General features: G+C 60.6%; 17 protein-coding genes. 13 read left to right on the forward strand and 4 right to left on the reverse strand.

All coding sequences use genetic code 11. The features are described 5' to 3' along the window. Positions 1-9: 9 nt before the first annotated feature. Positions 10-552, reverse strand: a complete 543-nt coding sequence (hslV, locus tag ABD903_RS13430; RefSeq protein ID WP_345225021.1) for an ATP-dependent protease subunit HslV — start codon at positions 550-552, stop codon at positions 10-12. A 294-nt stretch (positions 553-846) separates the two neighbouring features. Here hslV and ABD903_RS13435 point away from each other — a divergent pair, with 294 nt between their 5' ends. Further along, positions 847-1,323, forward strand: a complete 477-nt coding sequence (locus ABD903_RS13435) for a hypothetical protein (protein WP_345225023.1) — start codon at positions 847-849, stop codon at positions 1,321-1,323. 78 nt (positions 1,324-1,401) lie between these two features. Here ABD903_RS13435 and ABD903_RS13440 read toward each other — a convergent pair whose 3' ends face one another. Together ABD903_RS13440 and ABD903_RS13445 are read right to left on the reverse strand one after the other, a co-directional pair. Further along, entirely contained in the window at positions 1,402-3,168 is a 1,767-nt protein-coding gene (locus ABD903_RS13440; RefSeq protein WP_345225024.1) for a pyruvate dehydrogenase complex dihydrolipoamide acetyltransferase, read from the reverse strand. Positions 3,169-3,262: 94 nt separating this feature from the next. After that, positions 3,263-3,877, reverse strand: coding sequence for a histidine phosphatase family protein (locus ABD903_RS13445; RefSeq protein ID WP_345225026.1), 615 nt, complete (start codon positions 3,875-3,877; stop codon positions 3,263-3,265). 103 nt (positions 3,878-3,980) lie between these two features. Between ABD903_RS13445 and ABD903_RS13450 the strand changes: the two genes are divergently transcribed. The 9 genes from ABD903_RS13450 to ABD903_RS13490 all read left to right on the forward strand — a co-directional run bounded on the left by ABD903_RS13450 (position 3,981) and on the right by ABD903_RS13490 (position 14,377). Next, positions 3,981-4,430: a hotdog fold thioesterase gene (locus ABD903_RS13450; protein WP_345225028.1), complete on the forward strand. Its 450-nt coding sequence runs from the start codon at positions 3,981-3,983 to the stop codon at positions 4,428-4,430. Then, positions 4,427-5,623, forward strand: a complete 1,197-nt coding sequence (locus ABD903_RS13455; protein ID WP_345225030.1) for a chorismate-binding protein — start codon at positions 4,427-4,429, stop codon at positions 5,621-5,623. The genes ABD903_RS13450 and ABD903_RS13455 overlap by 4 nt, the downstream gene beginning before the upstream one ends. 230 nt (positions 5,624-5,853) lie before the next feature. Beyond that, on the forward strand, positions 5,854-7,707 hold the full coding sequence (gene menD / locus ABD903_RS13460) for a 2-succinyl-5-enolpyruvyl-6-hydroxy-3-cyclohexene-1-carboxylic-acid synthase (protein ID WP_345225032.1): 1,854 nt from the start codon (positions 5,854-5,856) through the stop codon (positions 7,705-7,707). A 76-nt stretch (positions 7,708-7,783) separates the two neighbouring features. Beyond that, positions 7,784-8,605, forward strand: a complete 822-nt coding sequence (gene menB / locus ABD903_RS13465) for a 1,4-dihydroxy-2-naphthoyl-CoA synthase (RefSeq protein WP_345225034.1) — start codon at positions 7,784-7,786, stop codon at positions 8,603-8,605. Positions 8,606-8,897: 292 nt separating this feature from the next. Beyond that, positions 8,898-9,470, forward strand: coding sequence for a hypothetical protein (locus ABD903_RS13470; RefSeq protein ID WP_345225036.1), 573 nt, complete (start codon positions 8,898-8,900; stop codon positions 9,468-9,470). A gap of 296 nt (positions 9,471-9,766) precedes the next feature. Continuing rightward, positions 9,767-10,189 carry a hypothetical protein gene (locus ABD903_RS13475; protein ID WP_345225038.1) on the forward strand — a complete coding sequence of 141 codons (423 nt, stop codon included), beginning with the start codon at positions 9,767-9,769 and terminating at the stop codon, positions 10,187-10,189. Positions 10,190-10,260: 71 nt separating this feature from the next. Further along, positions 10,261-11,379 (forward strand): AMP-binding protein, encoded by a 1,119-nt coding sequence (locus ABD903_RS13480; protein ID WP_345225039.1) that lies wholly within the window; start codon positions 10,261-10,263, stop codon positions 11,377-11,379. A 298-nt stretch (positions 11,380-11,677) separates the two neighbouring features. Next, positions 11,678-13,873, forward strand: coding sequence for a dipeptidyl-peptidase 3 family protein (locus tag ABD903_RS13485; RefSeq protein WP_345225041.1), 2,196 nt, complete (start codon positions 11,678-11,680; stop codon positions 13,871-13,873). Between the two features lie 93 nt (positions 13,874-13,966). Beyond that, complete coding sequence (locus ABD903_RS13490) at positions 13,967-14,377, forward strand: hypothetical protein (protein WP_345225043.1); 411 nt, start codon at positions 13,967-13,969, stop codon at positions 14,375-14,377. Positions 14,378-14,454: 77 nt separating this feature from the next. Here ABD903_RS13490 and ABD903_RS13495 read toward each other — a convergent pair whose 3' ends face one another. Beyond that, positions 14,455-15,126, reverse strand: coding sequence for a hypothetical protein (locus tag ABD903_RS13495; protein WP_345225044.1), 672 nt, complete (start codon positions 15,124-15,126; stop codon positions 14,455-14,457). Between the two features lie 314 nt (positions 15,127-15,440). On the opposite strand from ABD903_RS13495, the gene ABD903_RS13500 reads away from it, so the two are divergent. The 3 genes from ABD903_RS13500 to ABD903_RS13510 are packed head-to-tail and all read left to right on the forward strand — an operon-like array spanning position 15,441 to position 17,379. Continuing rightward, entirely contained in the window at positions 15,441-15,896 is a 456-nt protein-coding gene (locus ABD903_RS13500) for an ABA4-like family protein (RefSeq protein ID WP_345225046.1), read from the forward strand. Between the two features lie 47 nt (positions 15,897-15,943). Further along, positions 15,944-16,807, forward strand: coding sequence for a hypothetical protein (locus tag ABD903_RS13505; RefSeq protein WP_345225048.1), 864 nt, complete (start codon positions 15,944-15,946; stop codon positions 16,805-16,807). 29 nt (positions 16,808-16,836) lie between these two features. Further along, positions 16,837-17,379 carry a DUF2867 domain-containing protein gene (locus ABD903_RS13510; RefSeq protein WP_345225050.1) on the forward strand — a complete coding sequence of 181 codons (543 nt, stop codon included), beginning with the start codon at positions 16,837-16,839 and terminating at the stop codon, positions 17,377-17,379. The last annotated feature ends 21 nt before the right edge of the window (positions 17,380-17,400 follow it).

The raw sequence follows: 17,400 nt of genomic DNA on the forward strand, positions 1-17,400 counted from the left end.
ATAGCCCTTTTACCGCGTCGGTTCCTCGATGATGAGGTTGTGGTTGGTGTAAATGCAGATGTCGGCCGCAATGTGGAGGGCTTCTTCCACCATTTGGCGGGCCGTGAGGTGCGGCGCGTGCTTCTTAAGGGCCAAGGCGGCAGCTTGGGCGTACATAGCACCCGAGCCGATGGCGGCTACGTCGGAATCGGGTTCCAGCACGTCGCCGGTGCCGGCAATAATGAGCAGTTCGTCGGCGTCGGCCACCACCATCATGGCTTCCAGCTTGCGCAGGTACTGGTCTTTGCGCCAGTCTTTGGCCAGCTCAATAGCAGAGCGTTTCAGGTTAGCCCCAAACGCGCCGAGCTTTTCCTCGAAGCGTTCCAGCAGCGTAAAAGCATCGGCGGTAGAGCCGGCAAAACCGGTCACGACTTTGCCGCCGTGCAGCTGCCGGATTTTGCGCACGTTGCCTTTAGCCACGTGCTTGTCCATGGTGGCCTGGCCGTCGGCGCCCACGGCAATTTGGCCGTTGTGGCGCACACCAAGTACAGTGGTTGAGCGGATTCTTGTCATAGGAGGCAGGGCGCCGCTAGGGCAGCCGGGCCGCAAAGCTAGGACCCTTCGCTGAAAACTCACTTCGGCACGGCAAACTTCCGCGGCGGGCACGGCCCTCACATGATTGGGTGATTCGCGCAACCTTTTGGGTGGGCGACAACCTCTTTGCGTCGAACCTTTACCTCTACCCCATTTGAAACCCCATCTTCTCGTCCTCTTCCTGTCTCTGCTAAGCCTGACCCTAAGCAGCTGTGACCGAGACTTGGCCACCCCCAGCACACCAAAGCCTGGCTCAACCACGCCGAAGGCGACGTGCTGACCTTCCGCAACGCCAGCACCGGGGCTACCCTTACGCTAAAGACACAGATAACCGACGCCACCCATTCCCGGGCGGGCAAGTTTGACTTCCGCAGCAAGGACTTCCAGATCATCACGCTGAAGTATGTACTGCCGGCTTCACCCAACACCGAGCTGCTTCAGGTAGAATTCAACGGCGACGGCCAGGTGGACATGGGCTTCACGGTCAACAGAGCGTTTGAGCGCTGCGCCTTCGTTGACACGCACGCGAAAGCCGCCAAGGAAATGGTATATGGATCCGACCGCGCCGAAGCCGAAAGGCTGGACAACCTGCGTCTCGACGGCCGGACGTACGAACGCGTAGCCCACGTGACCTATGCCGGTAACGGACTGAACATGATGAAGGAGTACTGGTACTCCAAAGCCGACGGCCTGGTAGCCTTTACCGAACCCACCCAAACCGGCCTCCAGAACTGGTACCGCGTCTGGTAAGTTACCCCAAGCCCAATAAACAAAACGGCCCGACCTGCATGCAGGTCGGGCCGTTTTAGTTAACGAAAGCGTCCAGGCTCAGATGAGCATGCGCATGGGGTCTTCCAGCAAGCCTTTGAGCGTTTGCAGGAAGGCGGCGCCGGTGGCACCGTCCACCACGCGGTGGTCGCACGACATGGTTACTTTCATCACATTGCCGATGACGATTTGACCGTCGCGCACCACGGGGGTTTGCTTGATGCCGCCCACAGCCAGGATGCAGGCATCGGGCGGGTTGATGATGGCCGTGAATTCCTCAATGCCAAACATGCCCAGGTTCGAGATGGTGAAGGTGCTGCCTTCCCACTCGGCCGGCTGCAGCTTCTTGCTCTTGGCCTTACCGGCCAACTCTTTAACCTCGTTGGCAATCTGCGACAGGCCTTTCTGGTCGGCGTTGCGGATAACGGGCACCAGCAGACCTTCGTCCACGGCCACGGCCACGCCAATGTTCACGACTTTGTTCTGGCGGATTTTGTCGCCGAGCCACGAGGAGTTGATGGCCGGGTGCTGGCGCAGGGCCACGGCCGAGGCCTTCACCACAAGGTCGTTGAACGAGAGCTTCACCGGCGACAACTCGTTCATGCGCGTGCGGGCTTCCATAGCCTTGTCCATGGAAATTTCCATGGTCAGGTAGAAGTGCGGCGCCGTGAACAGGCTCTCGGAGAGGCGGCGGGCAATAACCTTGCGCATCTGCGACACCGGTGTATCGGTGTAGGTGCCTTCCTGGGGGCTGTTGGCTGTTGGCTGCTGGCTGCTGGCCTGCGGTGCCGGAGCGGCCGAAGCAGCGGCGGGCTGCGGCGCAGCGGCCGGAGCAGCGGCGGGTTGCGCTTGCGGGGCGGCCCCGGGCTTGGCGTTTTCCAGGTCGCGGGAAACGATGCGGCCGTTTTCGCCGGAACCCTTCACGGCGTTCAGGTCGATGCCTTTGTCTTGAGCAATGCGCTTGGCCAGCGGGGAGGCGAAGATGCGGCCACCAGCCGAAGCCGTAGCGGAAGCAGCCGGCGCTGCGGCAGCGGCGTTCGAGGCGGCAGGAGCAGCCGCTTCGGGCGCCTTTTCAGCCGCTGGTGTAGCTACCGGAGCGGGTTCTGCGGCCGGTGCGGCGCCGCCCGATTGACCGCCGATCAGGGCTTGAATGTCGGCGCCTTCTTCACCGATAATGGCCAGAATACCGTCAACGGCTACTGCTTCGCCTTCCTTCGGACCGATGTAGAGCAGGGTACCGTCTTCGTAGTTGTCCAGCTCCATGGTAGCCTTGTCGGTTTCGACTTCGGCCAGCACGTCGCCGGATTTTACTTGGTCGCCTACCTTCTTGAGCCACGAGGCAATGGTGCCTTCCGTCATCGTGTCGCTCATTTTGGGCATACGAATAACGGTGGCCTTTTTGCCGTTGCCGGCGGGAGCAGCCGGGGCTGCAGCCGGAGCCGGGGCGGGTACTGCGGGTTGAGCGGCTTTGGGCACTTCAGCCTTGGGTTGCTCGGGAGCAGGGGCTGGAGCTTCTTCGGCTTTGGGGGCTGCTGCCGGAGCGGCACCGCCGCCCTGTACCTGGCTTAGCAGCGCGGAAATATCTTCGCCTTCTTTGCCTACGATGGCCAAAACGCCATCTACAGCTACGGATTCACCGTTTTTCGGGCCGATGTATAGCAGAACGCCGTCGTCATAATTTTCCAGCTCCATCGTGGCTTTGTCGGTTTCTACCTCAGCCAACACGTCGCCAGACTTCACTTTATCGCCCACGTTCTTGAGCCACTGTGCAATGACGCCTTCGGTCATCGTGTCGCTCATCTTGGGCATTTTTATGATTTCGGCCATTGCAAGTCGTCAGTTGTGTTCAGGGCGTCAAAAATAGACCGGAATTATTAGGGGTACAAACCCGAATTTCCGCAAACGATACCGGAACTGCCCGTTAGCACAGGTGCCCGGTATCCAGGAAGGAACGCACACTAAACATGGATCCGGTGTAATGTACGCGGTACAGGCATAGGTTGCGGTGTTCAAACAAATCCATGGCGCTTAGCGGGTAGTTCAGCAACTGGCACAGCAGCACGCGCATGGCGCGGCCGTGCATGCAAACCAAAATGGTATCCTCGTCGGGCCGGCCGCGCAGAATTTCGTCGATAAACGGGCGCTGGCGGGCGGCTACGTCGTCGGCGCTTTCGCCGCCGGGCAAACCCAGGTGAGTGTCGCCGTGCTGCCAGGCGCGCAGCAAGCCGTGGTATTCAATATCCTCTTCGGGGGTAATGCGCGTGCCTTCGCGGTGACCCCAGCTAATTTCGTCGAGGGCGCGGTGCTGCTCGCTGGGCAGGCCGGCATCGAGGAATGGCTGCACCGATTGGTGGGTGCGCATGAGCGTGGACATGTACACCCGCTGAAAGGGCGTATGCGCGTAGGCCGCGTGAAACTGCGCGGCCTGCTGGTGGCCCACATCGTTCAGGGGCGCGTCGACGCCGCTGCCCTGTACGATGCCGCGCACGTTGAAGTACGTCTGGCCGTGGCGGATGAGGTAGATTTTCTTGAGCACGCAAATTCCGGCGTAGTTTTGCCGTACGGGGGCCGAAATTACCCTTTACGGCCCGATTCCGTTCCCCGTTGGTCTTCTGTTACTGCTGCTTCCCCATTTTACTATGTCCCTGCCTGCTTCTTTGCCTTCGGTAGCCGATCTTAACGCCTGGTGCCGCAACACCATGGGCGAGCATCTGGGCATGGAAATCGTGGAGGTGGGCGAGCGGTATTTGGTGGGCCGGATGCCCGTAGACAAGCGCACACACCAGCCTATGGGCCTGCTACACGGCGGCGCCTCGGTGGCCCTGGCCGAAACCCTGGGCAGCATTGCCGCGGTGCTGCAAGTCGACCGCAGCAAGCAAGCCTGCGTAGGCCTGGAAATCAACGCCAACCACCTGAAAGGAGTGCGCTCCGGCTACGTGGTGGGCCGCGCCGAAGCCCTGCACATTGGGCGCAGCACGCAGGTGTGGGAAATCAAGATTCGGCACGAAGAAACCGACGCACTGGTGTGCGTAAGCCGCATTACCATGGCCGTTATCGACCTACCGGCTGCCAAACCCGCTCAGGCGTGAACCACCCTCCGCTGACATCGGCCTTAACCGACACCCTACGCCGGCTGATGGCGCTGGCCCTGCGCCACAACGGGGCCGTGGCGCTGTGGCGCCTGCCCAATGCCGCCGCGCCCACGCTGCTGCTGAGCCTGCAGCCGCTGCACCTTTCGGGCTTGCCACCGGCCATTGAACCCACGGCCCCAGCTGGTTTTGCCTTCTATCCTTTTGAGGACGGCGACACCGCCGAAGCCATGCTGCTGCCTGCCGACGTGGTTTTCGACGAACATCAGCAGTTGCACCTCTCCCCCGCCCTGCCGCCCGAGGCCACAGCCGCCGTGCAGCGCGTAAGAACGGAAACCGATGCACCCACCGAGTTAGCCTGGCACGTAAGTCCGCAGCCCCTGCCCGCTACCGCCGACCGCGCTGCCTACGAGGCGCTGGTGGCCGAAGGAGTAGCCGCTATTCAGGCCGGTCAGGTGCAAAAAGTGGTATCGAGTCGGGCGGCGCTGCGGCCCTTGCCTACGGGGTTCGATACGCTAAATGCTTTCGAGGAATTGTGCCGGCAGCACCCACGGGCGTTTGTGTCGTTGGTAAGCGCGCCGCTGGCCGGCACCTGGCTGGGCGCTACGCCCGAGGTGCTGGTGGAAGTAGACGGCGCCGAGTTCCGCACCATGGCACTGGCCGGCACACAGCCTGTTACCGAAGATGTTACCCCGCACACGGCCATTTGGCGGCAAAAAGACATCGAAGAACAGGCCTTGGTGGCGCGCTACATCGTGAATTGCTTCAAGCACTTCCGCTTGCGCGACTACGATGAAACCGGCCCCCGAACCGTGGCGGCAGGCAATCTGCTTCACCTGCGCACCGATTTCCGCGTTGATCTGCGGCGCGTGGCCTCGCCCACTTTCGGCACCGATATGTTGCGGCTGCTGCACCCAACCTCGGCCGTGGGCGGTATGCCCCGCCAGGCCGCGCTGGACTTCCTGCGCCGCCACGAGCACTACGACCGCACCTATTACAGCGGCTTCCTCGGCCCGATTAACCTGCCGGCCGCTGGCACTTCGCGCCTATTCGTAAACCTACGTTGCATGCAGCTGCGCGCCACTGATGCCATTCTGTATGCCGGCACTGGTTTGACTGCCAATTCGGAGCCCGCACGCGAGTGGGAAGAAACCGAGCTGAAGCTGCGCACGGTGGGCTCGGTACTGGATTAGGATGCAGGCTTGCTGTGGCCTCTGAATTGAGCTAGGTACCGTCTGTCATCCTGAGCAAAGCGAAGGACCTTCTCACTGCTGAACGAACCGTTGAGACAAGGGAAGGTCCTTCGCTTTGCTCAGGATGACGGGGTTAAGAAAAGGAAGAAAGTAGTTGTTTGCTCGTATAGCGGCCGAAACCCACAAGGCGGCGGGCTTGTTACCTTTGCCGCGCTCCAATTCCGCTGCCCTTGTCTCTGCTCCAGCCCGTTCACAACATCGCCGAAATCTGCGCCCGGCACGGCATTACCGATGTGGTTTTGTCGCCGGGGTCGCGCTCGGCACCGCTTACCATCGCCTTTGCCCGTCACCCCGGCTTGCGCGTGCGGGTGGTGCCCGATGAGCGGGCTGCGGCCTTCATTGCCCTCGGCATTGCGCAGGCGCAACGGCGGGCCGTGGCGCTGGTGTGCACCTCCGGCACAGCCGGCCTGAACTACGCGCCGGCCGTGGCCGAAGCCTATTTCCAGCACGTGCCGCTGGTGCTTTTCACCGCCGACCGCCCACCCGAATGGATTGACCAGCTCGACGGCCAGACCATTCGGCAAACCGATTTGTACGGCGGCCACGCCAAGGGCGCGTTCGAGTTTCCCGCCGACCTCTCCCACCCCGATGCCCGCTGGCACGCCGCCCGGCTGGTATCGGAAGCCATAAACCTGGCCGAGCAGTTTCCGGCCGGTCCGGTGCAAGTGAACGTGCCGTTGCGCGAACCGTTTTACCCGTCGGCCGGCGAAGAAATTCGGTACGACGACGTGCGGATTTTCCGCGAAACCGGTAGCAGTCCGCAACTTCTCCCTGCCGAGTTGAACGCGCTTCGTCAGCAACTGCGCGAGACGCGCCGCGCCTTGGTGGTAGCTGGCCAGCACCCCGCCGATGAGTCGTTGCTGTTGGCGTTGCGCCAGTTGGCCTCGGCTTACCAGATTCCGGTAGTCGGCGACCTGATTGCCAATGTGCACTTGCCCGTAGGTCCCGATTACGACATCCGGACTGCTCCGCTGGGCCGGCAGGACGTGTTTATGGCCGTGCCCGAAGTTGGTCTGAAAGAAGCCATGCGGCCTGAGCTGCTCATCACCTTCGGCCAGTCCTTGATATCGAAGGCGCTGAAAAACTACCTGCGCGAGTACGGCCCCAAACAGCACTGGCACGTGCAGCCCGCCGGGCCGGTGGCCGACACGTTTAAGTCGCTGACCCGCGTGATTCGCATGGAGCCGGCCGCGTTTTTCGAGGCCATGCAGGGTACTACAATACCGGAAGCCGCAGAGCCCGTTACGAACGCGAAGGCCAGTAAACAAGCGCCTAAAACGCAGCTGCGCCTTACCTGGCAAGGCCCCGGCTCGGCCCGCGACGAAGCAGCCGCGCCCAAAGATGCCTTTACCACGCCCTGGCAACGGGCCGAAGGCTGGGCCACGGAATTCCTGGCCGATTTCCTGAAGACGCCCGAGCAGCCGTTCAACGAATTTACGGCCACGCACCGCGCCCTGCGGCAGGTGCCCAACCGAGCCGCACTGCACCTGGCCAACAGCATGGCTGTGCGCTACGCCAACATCTTGGGCGTGCAGCCCGGCCGCGCCATTGAGGTGTTTGCCAACCGCGGCACCAGCGGCATCGATGGCTGCAACTCCACGGCCGTGGGCGCCGCCCTAGCCCAGCCCGAGCGCCCGGTGGTGCTGCTTACCGGCGACGTGGCGTTTTTCTACGACCGGAACGGCTTCTGGCACAACTACCCCACGCCCAACCTGCGCGTTATTCTGCTGAACAACCACGCCGGCGGCATTTTCCGGCTGATTGAAGGCCCCCGGCAACAGCCCGAACTGGAAGAGTTCTTTGAAACGCGCCAGCAGCTGACAGCCGAGAATACCGCCCGCGACTTCAACCTGCGCTACTTCCGCGCCCGCACGTTTGCCGAGCTGGATACGGTGCTACCGGCTTTCTTTGCACCCGCAAACCGCGGCAACGCGGCCTTGTTGGAAATTACCACCGACTCGGCCACCAACGCCGCTTTCTTCGAACAATACCGCGCCGCCGTGCGCACGTCTTTTTCCTCTTGAACCACCTCAGCGAACCTCTATCAGAAGACACTTGCAAGAGTTTCCACTAAGGTCCGCTGAGCTCAACCCCTCCTATATGTCCCAAGCCAACTGGACGCCCATCAAGGAATTCAAGGAGATACTTTTCTCCGAGTTCGAGGGCATTGCCAAAATCTCGATTAACCGCCCGCAGGTGCACAACGCCTTCACCCCGCTTACGGTGCAGGAAATGATTGAGGCCATGGATATCTGCCGCAACCGCACCGATATCGGCGTTATCATTCTCACCGGCGAAGGCGGCCGGGCCTTCTGCTCGGGCGGCGACCAGAGCGTACGCGGCCACGGCGGTTACGTGGGCGAGGATACCGTGCCCCGCCTGAACGTGCTGGATTTGCAGAAGCAGATTCGCTCCATTCCGAAGCCCGTGGTGGCCATGGTGGCCGGCTGGGCCATTGGGGGCGGCCACGTGCTGCACGTGGTGTGCGACCTGACCATTGCCGCTGACAACGCCCGTTTCGGCCAAACCGGACCGAATGTGGGTTCTTTCGACGGTGGCTTTGGGGCTTCGTACCTAGCGCGCATTGTGGGCCAGAAGAAGGCCCGCGAAATTTGGTACCTCTGCGACCAGTACGACGCGGAAGAAGCCCGCGAAATGGGTTTGGTAAACAAAGTAGTACCGCTGGAGAAACTAGAGGAAACTACTTTGGCCTGGTGCCGCAAAATTCTACAGAAAAGCCCGCTGGCGCTGCGCATGCTCAAGTCGTCGTTTAACGCTGAGCTGGACGGGCAGGCGGGTATTCAGGAGTTGGCCGGCAATGCCACGTTGCTGTACTACCTCTCGGAGGAAGCTAAAGAAGGCCGCAATGCTTTCATCGAAAAGCGTCAGCCGGACTTCTCGAAATTCCCCAAGTTCCCGTAACCAGTACTGCACTTTGCATCCGACCAAAGCCCGCACAACGTTGTTGTGCGGGCTTTGCTTTTTGGACTCCTGTTATCTGATTAAAACAGGAAAACAGTTCAAATCAGCCACTTTTCAAATGCTGCATCCAACCATCAATCATCTATCTATCACCCCTTCATGTGATTGTAGAATAGGCGGAAGAAATAAAACTTTGCATTGCTAACGAGCGGCTGCCTGAAGCCAAAGGCAACTGCCAAGTGGCGGCCCGTCCTGGTTTCACGTCTGCGTCACATTATTCTACACCCCGGCCATGCAAATACCACCCTACGACGACGTAACTGAGTTTTTGGAGCTCTTCGGCGGCCCCATAGCCATGGTAAGTGCCATTGCCTTTAGCACGGGCGTGGCATACCGCTGGAAGGAAGAGCGGCACGCAAGCACGCGCAAGCACATGGTGCCGGTGTTATACTGGGCACCGCTCTTTCTGATGACCTGCATGGTTATGCACTGCCTTCGAAACGCTTACGATTCCGTTACGCTCATTTCGGCAGGCAAAGCCACCTTCCAGTTCTATCATTATTCGCTGCAGCTGTTTGGAGCCGTGTTGTTCTACCAAGCCTATTTGCTATTGCAGCAGTGCCGCAAATACGTGCAGGGCCAAACCCGATTTAGCTTCGGGCTGTACCGCGCAATGTTCCTGGTTTTCGCAACGACATTCCCCACTTGGTTTTTCACGCCCATCGGAATTGTGCCCAGTGTGGTTTTAATCATTATGCTGCCTGTATCGTTACTGGTGCACAAATCGGCCTTCGCCGTTACCTTGCCCGTACCGCCGATGCAAGGGGAGCTTTCCGCCGAAGCCATGCTTGCTGAAACCGCCTGAGCGCAAATAGCTACCATCGGGTCTATGCATAAAAGAGGAGCCGGCAGCGGCTCCTCTTCGCGTTTAACACTTCGGGTCAGCTTATTCAGGTGGGCTACTGCGCCGCCCGCGCTGTAGCTTGCAGGGATGCTAAGCCGGTTGTTACTGAGTGCCGCCAGCGTGGCACTGCCATGGGTTATTACTGTCGGTTGTGTAGCAGCCGATTAGGTAGGTAGCAGTGCCCGGGTTCGACGAGGGCGGGTGATTTTCCGTATCGGGTATGTTCGTGCAGTTCCGTTATTTCCGGTTGTATGCCCATGACGCCCATTCGCCTCACGCAGCTTCTCCACGCGGGGCAGTTCCTGCTGCAAGCCCTGCTCATGGCGGGGCTGGTGCTCTGGACGGGCCGCGGACTGGGCAAGGCGGGGCCGGCACCTTCTTTGGGCCCTTACGTGGTGCTGACGGGGCTGCTGGTTGTGCTGGTGGGCAGCAGCCTTTACGCGTTGTCGCGCTACCTGCGGCCCGATTTACGCCGGCCCATCCGCGAAAACCGGCGGGTGTACAGGTGTCGGCAGCTGCTTCACAACAGCCTGCTGGGTTTGCTGAGTTTGCCGCCGCTTTTGCTCTACCAGCTTAGTGCCGAGGCGCTGCATTTATTCTACTTCGGGTTGCTATGTGCAAGCTTGGCTGCTTTAAGTTGGCCTACGCACAGCCGCTACCAACGCTGGCTGCTCTCCTGAAGCCAATGTGCCCGCTGCATCCTTTCTTTACCGCAGCCGGTATCAGATACCGTTCCACCTAGCTTCTCTGCATGCCCGCCCTCCAACTTCCCGACGCGCTGCTCCTCAACGGCCGGCGCTATGCTTACGCCGACCTGCAACAATACCCCGGCCACGCCGGCGGCGAAATCAACGGCTACGAGGCGCGCGTACTGGACTTTTGCCGGCAGTGGCTAAACGGGGCGCAGGAGTTCGTTCTTACCACCTCGGGCTCCACAGGCACCCCGCAAGCCATTACGCTGAAGCGCAGCCAGCTTACAGCCAGCGCCCAGCGCACCGTTGATTACCTGGGGCTGGGTCCCGGTCACCGCGTACTGGTTTGCCTGAATTGCGAGTTTATCGGGGGACTGATGATGCTGGTGCGCGCCTTCGAACACCAGATGCACGTGACCATAGTGGAGCCCGTAGCCGACCCATTTGCCCTGCTACCGCCCGACCTCGATTTCGACTTTGCCTCCTTTGTGCCGTTGCAGTTGCGGGCGGTGCTCGAGCAGGGCCACGCACCGCGGCTGGAAAGCATGAAGGCCATTCTCATTGGTGGTGCGCCTCTCGACCGTACGCTTTCGCAGGCCGTTCAAACCCTGGCGGTGCCACTGTACCACACCTACGGCATGACGGAAACCTGCTCCCACGTGGCCCTGCGCCGCCTGAATGGGCCCCAGGCTTCCGAGTATTACCGCCTGCTGCCTGGCCTGCACGCCGAGCAGGACGCGCGCGGCTGCCTGGCCCTGCGCGGCGACGTAACCCGGCAGGAGCTGGTGCAAACCAACGACCTCGTGCAGTTTCTGGATAACGACCACAGCCAGTTTCAATGGCTGGGCCGCGCCGATTTCATCATCAACTCAGGCGGCGTGAAGGTGCCCGCCGAAAAGGTGGAGCTGGTGCTGGAGGTAGCCCTGGCCGAGCTGAACCTCAACGGCCGACGCGCTTTCGTAACTGGCCTGCCCGACGAGCGACTGGGCCAGCAGGTAGCGGCTGTGGTGGAGGGCGAACCGCTGCCCGCCGAAGACGAACGGCAGCTTCTGGCGCTGCTCCGCGAACGACTAGGGCGCTACGAAATGCCACGGGCACTCCATTACGCGCCGCAGTTTGCGCAAACGGCCTCGGGTAAACTAGACCGCCGCCTTACGTTGCAGGCCTTGGGATTGTAGCAATTCCCAGCGCCAGTTGCGGCTTTCTCACTCGAAATGGCTGTGCTACCAGCCGACGAAGGGTAAAAGAGTTGGGATGATACCGCGCTGGCGCCACGGACTGGCCGCCCTGCCCTTATCATCCTGGATCGGCAGTGTTCAGATGCGTCGATGGCCATTTTAAACCTTGGATGCCACCGAATGGAATGCACAGGGGCCCAAAGGCGGCGCAAGTACCTCGTACTTGAGGCCCAGGTTTAGCGTGGGTTGAAGTGTGCGGCTTTGTACCTTAGCGGTTCCACTTGCCTCTTTCCCGTTAATGAATAAAATATATTTACGCCCCGCCGCAGCTGCCCTGCTGCTGGCCTCGGGCCTGAGTGGTTGCGCCGGTTCGGCGGCCACTACCACCACTACACCGTCGTCGGATACGGCCGCGGCTACCAAAGAAACCATTGGCGACACGCGTGCTCCGCAAACGCCGGCTCCGGCCGGTACGCTCACGGCCGCTCCGGCCGAAACGCCTACCGAAGCCGGGTTTCAGGTAGTAAGCGAGCAGTTTGCCGATTTGCGCATGCTGCGCTACCAGGTACCAGGTTTCGAAACTCTGACGCCTAAGCAAAAAGAGCTGCTGTACTACCTCTACGAGGCCGGCCTAAGCGGCCGCGACATCAGCTACGACCAGAATTACCGCCACAACCTGCGCGTGCGCCGCACCCTGGAAGCCCTCTGGGAAGCCAACCAGGAGCGCCGTTCCGCCACCACCAACACGCAGCAGGTGGATCAGGCGCAGAAGTTTAACGTGTACGCCAAACGTTTCTGGTTCTCGAACGGCCTACACCACCACTACAGCACCCGCAAGTTCGTGCCCGAATGCTCGCGTGAGTATTTCGCCGAGCTGGTACGCGCCGTGGATGCCAGCACCCTGCCCCTGCTGCCGAACGAAACCGTGGATCAGTTCCTGACCACCATGACGCCCGTTATCTTCGATCCGACCCTGGACGCCAAGCGCGTGAACCAGGAAGCCGGACAGGATTTGGTGAAGACCTCGGCTAATAACTTCTACCAAAACCTCACCCAAAAGGAAGTAGAAGATTACTACGCCAAAAAAATCGACAAAAAAGACCTCACGCCCATTTCCTACGGCCTGAACTCGCGCTTGGTGAAAGACAAGTCGGGCAAGATTGTGGAGCAAACTTGGAAAGTGGGCGGGCTTTACGGCAAGAGCATTACCCAGATTGTGTACTGGCTGGGCAAGGCCGTGGACGTGGCCGAAACCCCCGAGCAAAAACTGGCCCTGCAGCGCCTGATTAAATACTACAGCACCGGCGACCTGAAGGTGTGGGACGATTACAACATTGCCTGGGTACGCGACACCAAGTCGCGCACCGACGTGGTGAACGGCTTCATTGAAGTGTACGGCGACCCGCTGGGCTACCGTGCCTCCTACGAGTCGGTGGTGTCGTTCAAGGACCTGGAAGCCACCAAGCGCATCAAGGCCATCGGCGACCAGGCGCAGTGGTTCGAGGACAATTCGCCCATTTTGCCCAAGCACAAGAAAAAGAACGTGGTGGGCATCACGGCCAAGGTGATTACCGTGGTGGGCGAATCGGGCGACGCGGCTCCGGCCACGCCCATCGGCATTAACCTGCCCAACGCTACCTGGATTCGCAAGGAACACGGTTCGAAATCGGTGAACCTGGGCAACATTGTGGAAGCCTACGACCAGGCCAACGCCGGAGGTTCGCTCGACGAGTTTGCTTTCAGCGACGAAGAAAAACAGCGTGCCCGACAGTTCAGCTCGCTCGCCGGCAAGCTGCACACCGACATGCACGAGGTTATTGGCCATGCTTCGGGCCAGATTAACCCTGGCGTGGGCACCACCAAGGAAACCCTGAAAAGCTACGCGTCGGCCATTGAAGAAGGCCGCGCCGACTTGGTGGCGCTGTACTACGTGATGGACCCCAAACTGGTGCAAATGGGCGTGATGCCGAGCCTGGAAGTGGGCAAAACCGAGTACGACGGCTACATCCGCAACGGCCTGATGGTGCAGCTCACGCGCCTGCCGCTGGGCGAAACCGTGGAAGAGTCGCACATGCGCAACCGCCAAATGGTGGCCAAGTGGGCGTACGAGAAGGGTCAGAAGGACAAAGTGATTGAGAAGGTAACCCGCGACGGCAAAACCTTCTTCAAAATCAACGATTACGAAAAGTTGCGTGCCTTATTTGGCCAGCTGCTGCGCGAAACCCAGCGCATTACCAGTGAGGGCGACTACAACGGGGCCAAAAACCTCATCGAAACCTACGGCGTGAAAGTTGACCCGGTGCTGCACAAGGAAGTTTTGGCTCGCTACCAGAAGCTAAACATTGCGCCCTACCAAGGCTTTATTCAGCCGCGCCTGGTGCCGGTGGAAGCCAACGGCAAAATTACCGACGTGAAGCTGGAATATCCCACCGATTTTGCCCAGCAGATGCTGGAGTACGGGCGTAAGTATTCCTTCCTGCCAAACGTAAACTAGGTTTTTGTACTTTCGGCACTGAAAAGGCCGGCTGCACTTCGGATGCGGCCGGCCTTTTTGCTTTCTTCATACCCCGACTCTTTTCCTGCTTGTATGAAAAACCTCTCCACTTCTTTCTTTCTGCTGCTGCTGGTGGCTTTTGCGGCGCCGGCGGCGCACGCCCAAACCACCCCCACCCGCAACCTGGCGCAGCCCTCGCCCGAAACCGTGCGCTACGAATACTGCGAGGTGCGCGTAGCCGGCAAAAACGTATTTGCCGACTTCGGCTACGGCCCCGAGAAGTTGGGCGGCGGCGAGTTATCGAAGTTGGAAGTGGGCAAGCTGCAGGTGTTTGCCACGCCCATCAGCGCCCTGAACTACATGGGTTCTTTGGGCTGGGAGGTTATTCAGGTGTTCCAAGACCCCACCGCCTCCAACGACAAACGCTCCCTCACCGTGGGCGACCGGTATTACGTGATGCGCCGGCCGCGCTCGGCCACCGGCGTTACGGTAACGCGGCCTTAATCCGGTTTTACACACAGCTCAAACGCTCCGCATCGGTTTCGAAGCGGAGCGTTTTCTATTTATGCAGTTCTGTCTGCTTACTGTTTAGGAGCGAAATCTGCCCGGCGCAGGCCTTTTTGCGAAAACAGCCGCTCGTGGCCGCGCACCACCTTATACAAGTCGCCAAGGAACAGCTTTACCCGTCCGTAAAACACAACTCCGCTGATGTCGTCTTCCAGCTTATCCTCGACCAACAGGGCCTGGCGGTAGCCACCGCCAGCTCCTACTCCCAGCCAGCGAAATACCCGCATGTGCCCGCCTACGGTGGGCTCAATCAGCCAAATATTGCGCTTAGGCGAGCGGTACACCGATCCATCGGGGCTTTCGTAGCGGTGGTAATAGCGCCCAAACCCGACTTGCACGGGCGTGCTCAGCTCCCAGCGCGGGGTGCCCAAAAATACGTACTCCCCGTACAGCGCGGCGTAACGAAACCGCACCCGGTTTAGCGCCTCAGCCGGCACAGTAGGCGGTAGCGGGGCGTTGACGGGCACAGCGCTGCCCAGGAAATACAGGCCCAGACCGGTGCGTACTCGACCGCGCCATTCCACGGCTAGTTTCACGCCGTTAATACCTACCAGTTGGTTTTGTAGCAATGAATACCGTTGATCAAACTGAAACACCACGCGGCGGTGCGCCTGCCGCACCCGGCTGGAATCGGGCGGTGCGGGTATGGCATTGGCTGGCCAGCTGGCGGCGGTTAACCCGGCCAAAACGCAACTGCAAAAGAGCTTCTTTCCACTAGCCATTCGGAAGCAAATAACAGTACGAATAGTCTATACGCCGGAAAACAGTAAATGAGCTGGTACAGCAACCCGCGGTTATCGAGTTCCAAAAGTACTCCTTTGGTTGGCTGCCCGCAGCGCGCGGTGCCTGTGCCCAAGTACAGGGCCGCACCGGACGTACGCTTGGCTCGAAAATTTTGTTGGTTCACCCCTAGCGGTTACCGGTTCACCGCTATTTCCGGTTGACCGGGCGCTTCGGCCGCGTAGTTTTGAGCAGTATCAATCCTTGCTCCTGCTCGCCGATGGCTGCCCTGCTAACCCCCGATTTCCTGTTTAGCGTGGCCAACACGGCCGTGCTGCCGGCTTGGTTGCTGCTGGCCGCCGCGCCGCGCTGGCGCGTAACCAAGCTGCTGGTGCGCAGCGGCGCTTTACCCCTGCTGCTGGCTGCTGCTTACGCGGCGCTGTTGGTGGTGCACTACCTCGGGCCGCACGCTTCCGAGGGCGGTTTCAGCTCCCTGACCGAGGTGGCGGCGCTATTCCGCAGCCCGTGGGCGCTTACCGCCGGTTGGGTGCATTACTTGTGCTTTGACTTGCTGTTGGGCATTTGGGAAGTGCGCGACGCCGAACGCCGCGGCTTGCCGCATATGCTGCTGCTGCCCGCCCTGCTACTCACGTTTCTGGTGGGGCCCATCGGCCTGCTACTCTACGCTGGCCTGCGCCGGTTTCGGCCGGCCCCGGAGCCCGTTGCCAGTGCCTGATTGGCTTGTTGTCTGCTTTCGTTTTGGTTGTTTTTCACCGCTGAGTCATGAAAACGTCCTTTGCTTTTGCTTCCGAAAACGCTTCGCTGACCGCCGATTCCAACTCGTTCTTACGCCCCACCTGGTTGCGTGTACTGCACGGCTGCAACCCGGCCCTGGCCTGGGCCGGCTGGCTGAACGTGGCCATAATGGTGCTGGCGCTGCTGCTGTGGCCCATCGACGAGCGCACCGTAACCGGCCTGAACGTGTGGATCAAGCCCGCCAAGTTTGGGGCCTCCGGCGTGCTTTACCTCTGGACGCTGGCCTGGCTGCTGGCCGATTTGCCGGCCGCCGTGCAGCGGCAGGTGCGTTGGCTTAGCATTGGCGTGGGAATAAGCATGGCGGTGGAAATCCTATGCATTGCCGTGCAGGCGGCCCGCGGCACCACCTCGCACTTCAACATCGGCTCGGCTTTCGATGGCCTGTTGTTCGCCGTTATGGGCTGGTTTATCATGCTGAACACCATTATGCTGGTATGGGCCTTGTGGCTGACGCTGCGGCACCGGCCGTTCGGTTCGGCAGCCTGGGTGTGGGGCATTAGGCTGGGGCTGCTGTTGTTTTTGGTGGGCAGTGCCGTGGGCGGAAGCATGATCAGTAACATGGGCCATACCGTAGGGGCCGCCGACGGCGGCCCCGGCCTGCCCGTACTGGGCTGGAGTACCCGCCACGGCGACCTGCGCGCTGCTCACTTTCTGGGCCTGCATGCCCTGCAAGCTTTGCCGCTTTTTGCGCTGGGCCTGATGCGCGTGGCGCCGCGTTTGCGCCCAGCGTCACAAACCGCCGCTATGTGGGCCTTCGCGCTGCTGTACACCGGTGCGGTAGGTGGGCTGTACTGGCACGCGTTAAGCGGCTTGCCACTGCTGTCGCGCTAACCACATTGCTCGTTCTCCTTCGTTGTGCTATGCAAACGGTTCATTCTCTCCAGCAGTCCTTGCCCGCCGGCAGTCAGCTTCCCCTGGCCTTTTCAGGGGCCGATTTTACCGACGCGTACAGCATTGAGCTGCCACCCGACGCCCCTACCGATGCCAGTACGTTAACCCACGCTTTACTGGGGCAGGCGCCGGGCTGGGTTAGGCAGCTCATGCGCTTGCGCGATACGCTCGTACGGCCTTTGGGCTTGTATACTTTCCCCGGCGGACAGCAACCACCTGCTGTACTTGCCGTGCTTGAGCCGGGCATGCGGTTCGGGCCGTTTCGGGTATTTGACGTAAGGCCCGGCGAAGTGCTGCTCGGCGAGAACGACAAGCACCTGGACTTCCGGGTATCGGTGTTTGTGCAGCCGGGTGCCGCCGGCACCGAGGCCGTGGTTTCCACGGCTGTGCGCTACAATAACAGGTTCGGAAGGTTGTATTTTGCACTGGTTCGCCCATTTCACCAACTGGTGGTGCCGGCCATGCTGCGCCACGGCCGCCGGCAGTTGGCCGCTGCTGCCCCGGCCCGGTAACCGTTTTCTTCCCTACCCGTT

This window comes from Hymenobacter koreensis, assembly GCF_039541855.1.
Taxonomy (GTDB): Bacteria; Bacteroidota; Bacteroidia; order Cytophagales; family Hymenobacteraceae; genus Solirubrum; species Solirubrum koreensis.

Bases quoted from the DNA above. Each gene is read 5' to 3' on its own strand.
- menB (WP_345225034.1), top strand. From the start codon at position 7,784: ATGTCCCAAGCCAACTGGACGCCCATCAAGGAATTCAAGGAGATACTT.
- ABD903_RS13450 (WP_345225028.1), top strand. From the start codon at position 3,981: ATGTCCCTGCCTGCTTCTTTGCCTTCGGTAGCCGATCTTAACGCCTGG.
- ABD903_RS13470 (WP_345225036.1), top strand. From the start codon at position 8,898: ATGCAAATACCACCCTACGACGACGTAACTGAGTTTTTGGAGCTCTTC.
- ABD903_RS13505 (WP_345225048.1), top strand. From the start codon at position 15,944: ATGAAAACGTCCTTTGCTTTTGCTTCCGAAAACGCTTCGCTGACCGCC.
- hslV (WP_345225021.1), bottom strand. From the start codon at position 552: ATGACAAGAATCCGCTCAACCACTGTACTTGGTGTGCGCCACAACGGC.
- ABD903_RS13500 (WP_345225046.1), top strand. From the start codon at position 15,441: ATGGCTGCCCTGCTAACCCCCGATTTCCTGTTTAGCGTGGCCAACACG.
- ABD903_RS13485 (WP_345225041.1), top strand. From the start codon at position 11,678: ATGAATAAAATATATTTACGCCCCGCCGCAGCTGCCCTGCTGCTGGCC.
- ABD903_RS13510 (WP_345225050.1), top strand. From the start codon at position 16,837: ATGCAAACGGTTCATTCTCTCCAGCAGTCCTTGCCCGCCGGCAGTCAG.
- ABD903_RS13440 (WP_345225024.1), bottom strand. From the start codon at position 3,168: ATGGCCGAAATCATAAAAATGCCCAAGATGAGCGACACGATGACCGAA.
- ABD903_RS13480 (WP_345225039.1), top strand. From the start codon at position 10,261: ATGCCCGCCCTCCAACTTCCCGACGCGCTGCTCCTCAACGGCCGGCGC.
- ABD903_RS13475 (WP_345225038.1), top strand. From the start codon at position 9,767: ATGACGCCCATTCGCCTCACGCAGCTTCTCCACGCGGGGCAGTTCCTG.
- ABD903_RS13490 (WP_345225043.1), top strand. From the start codon at position 13,967: ATGAAAAACCTCTCCACTTCTTTCTTTCTGCTGCTGCTGGTGGCTTTT.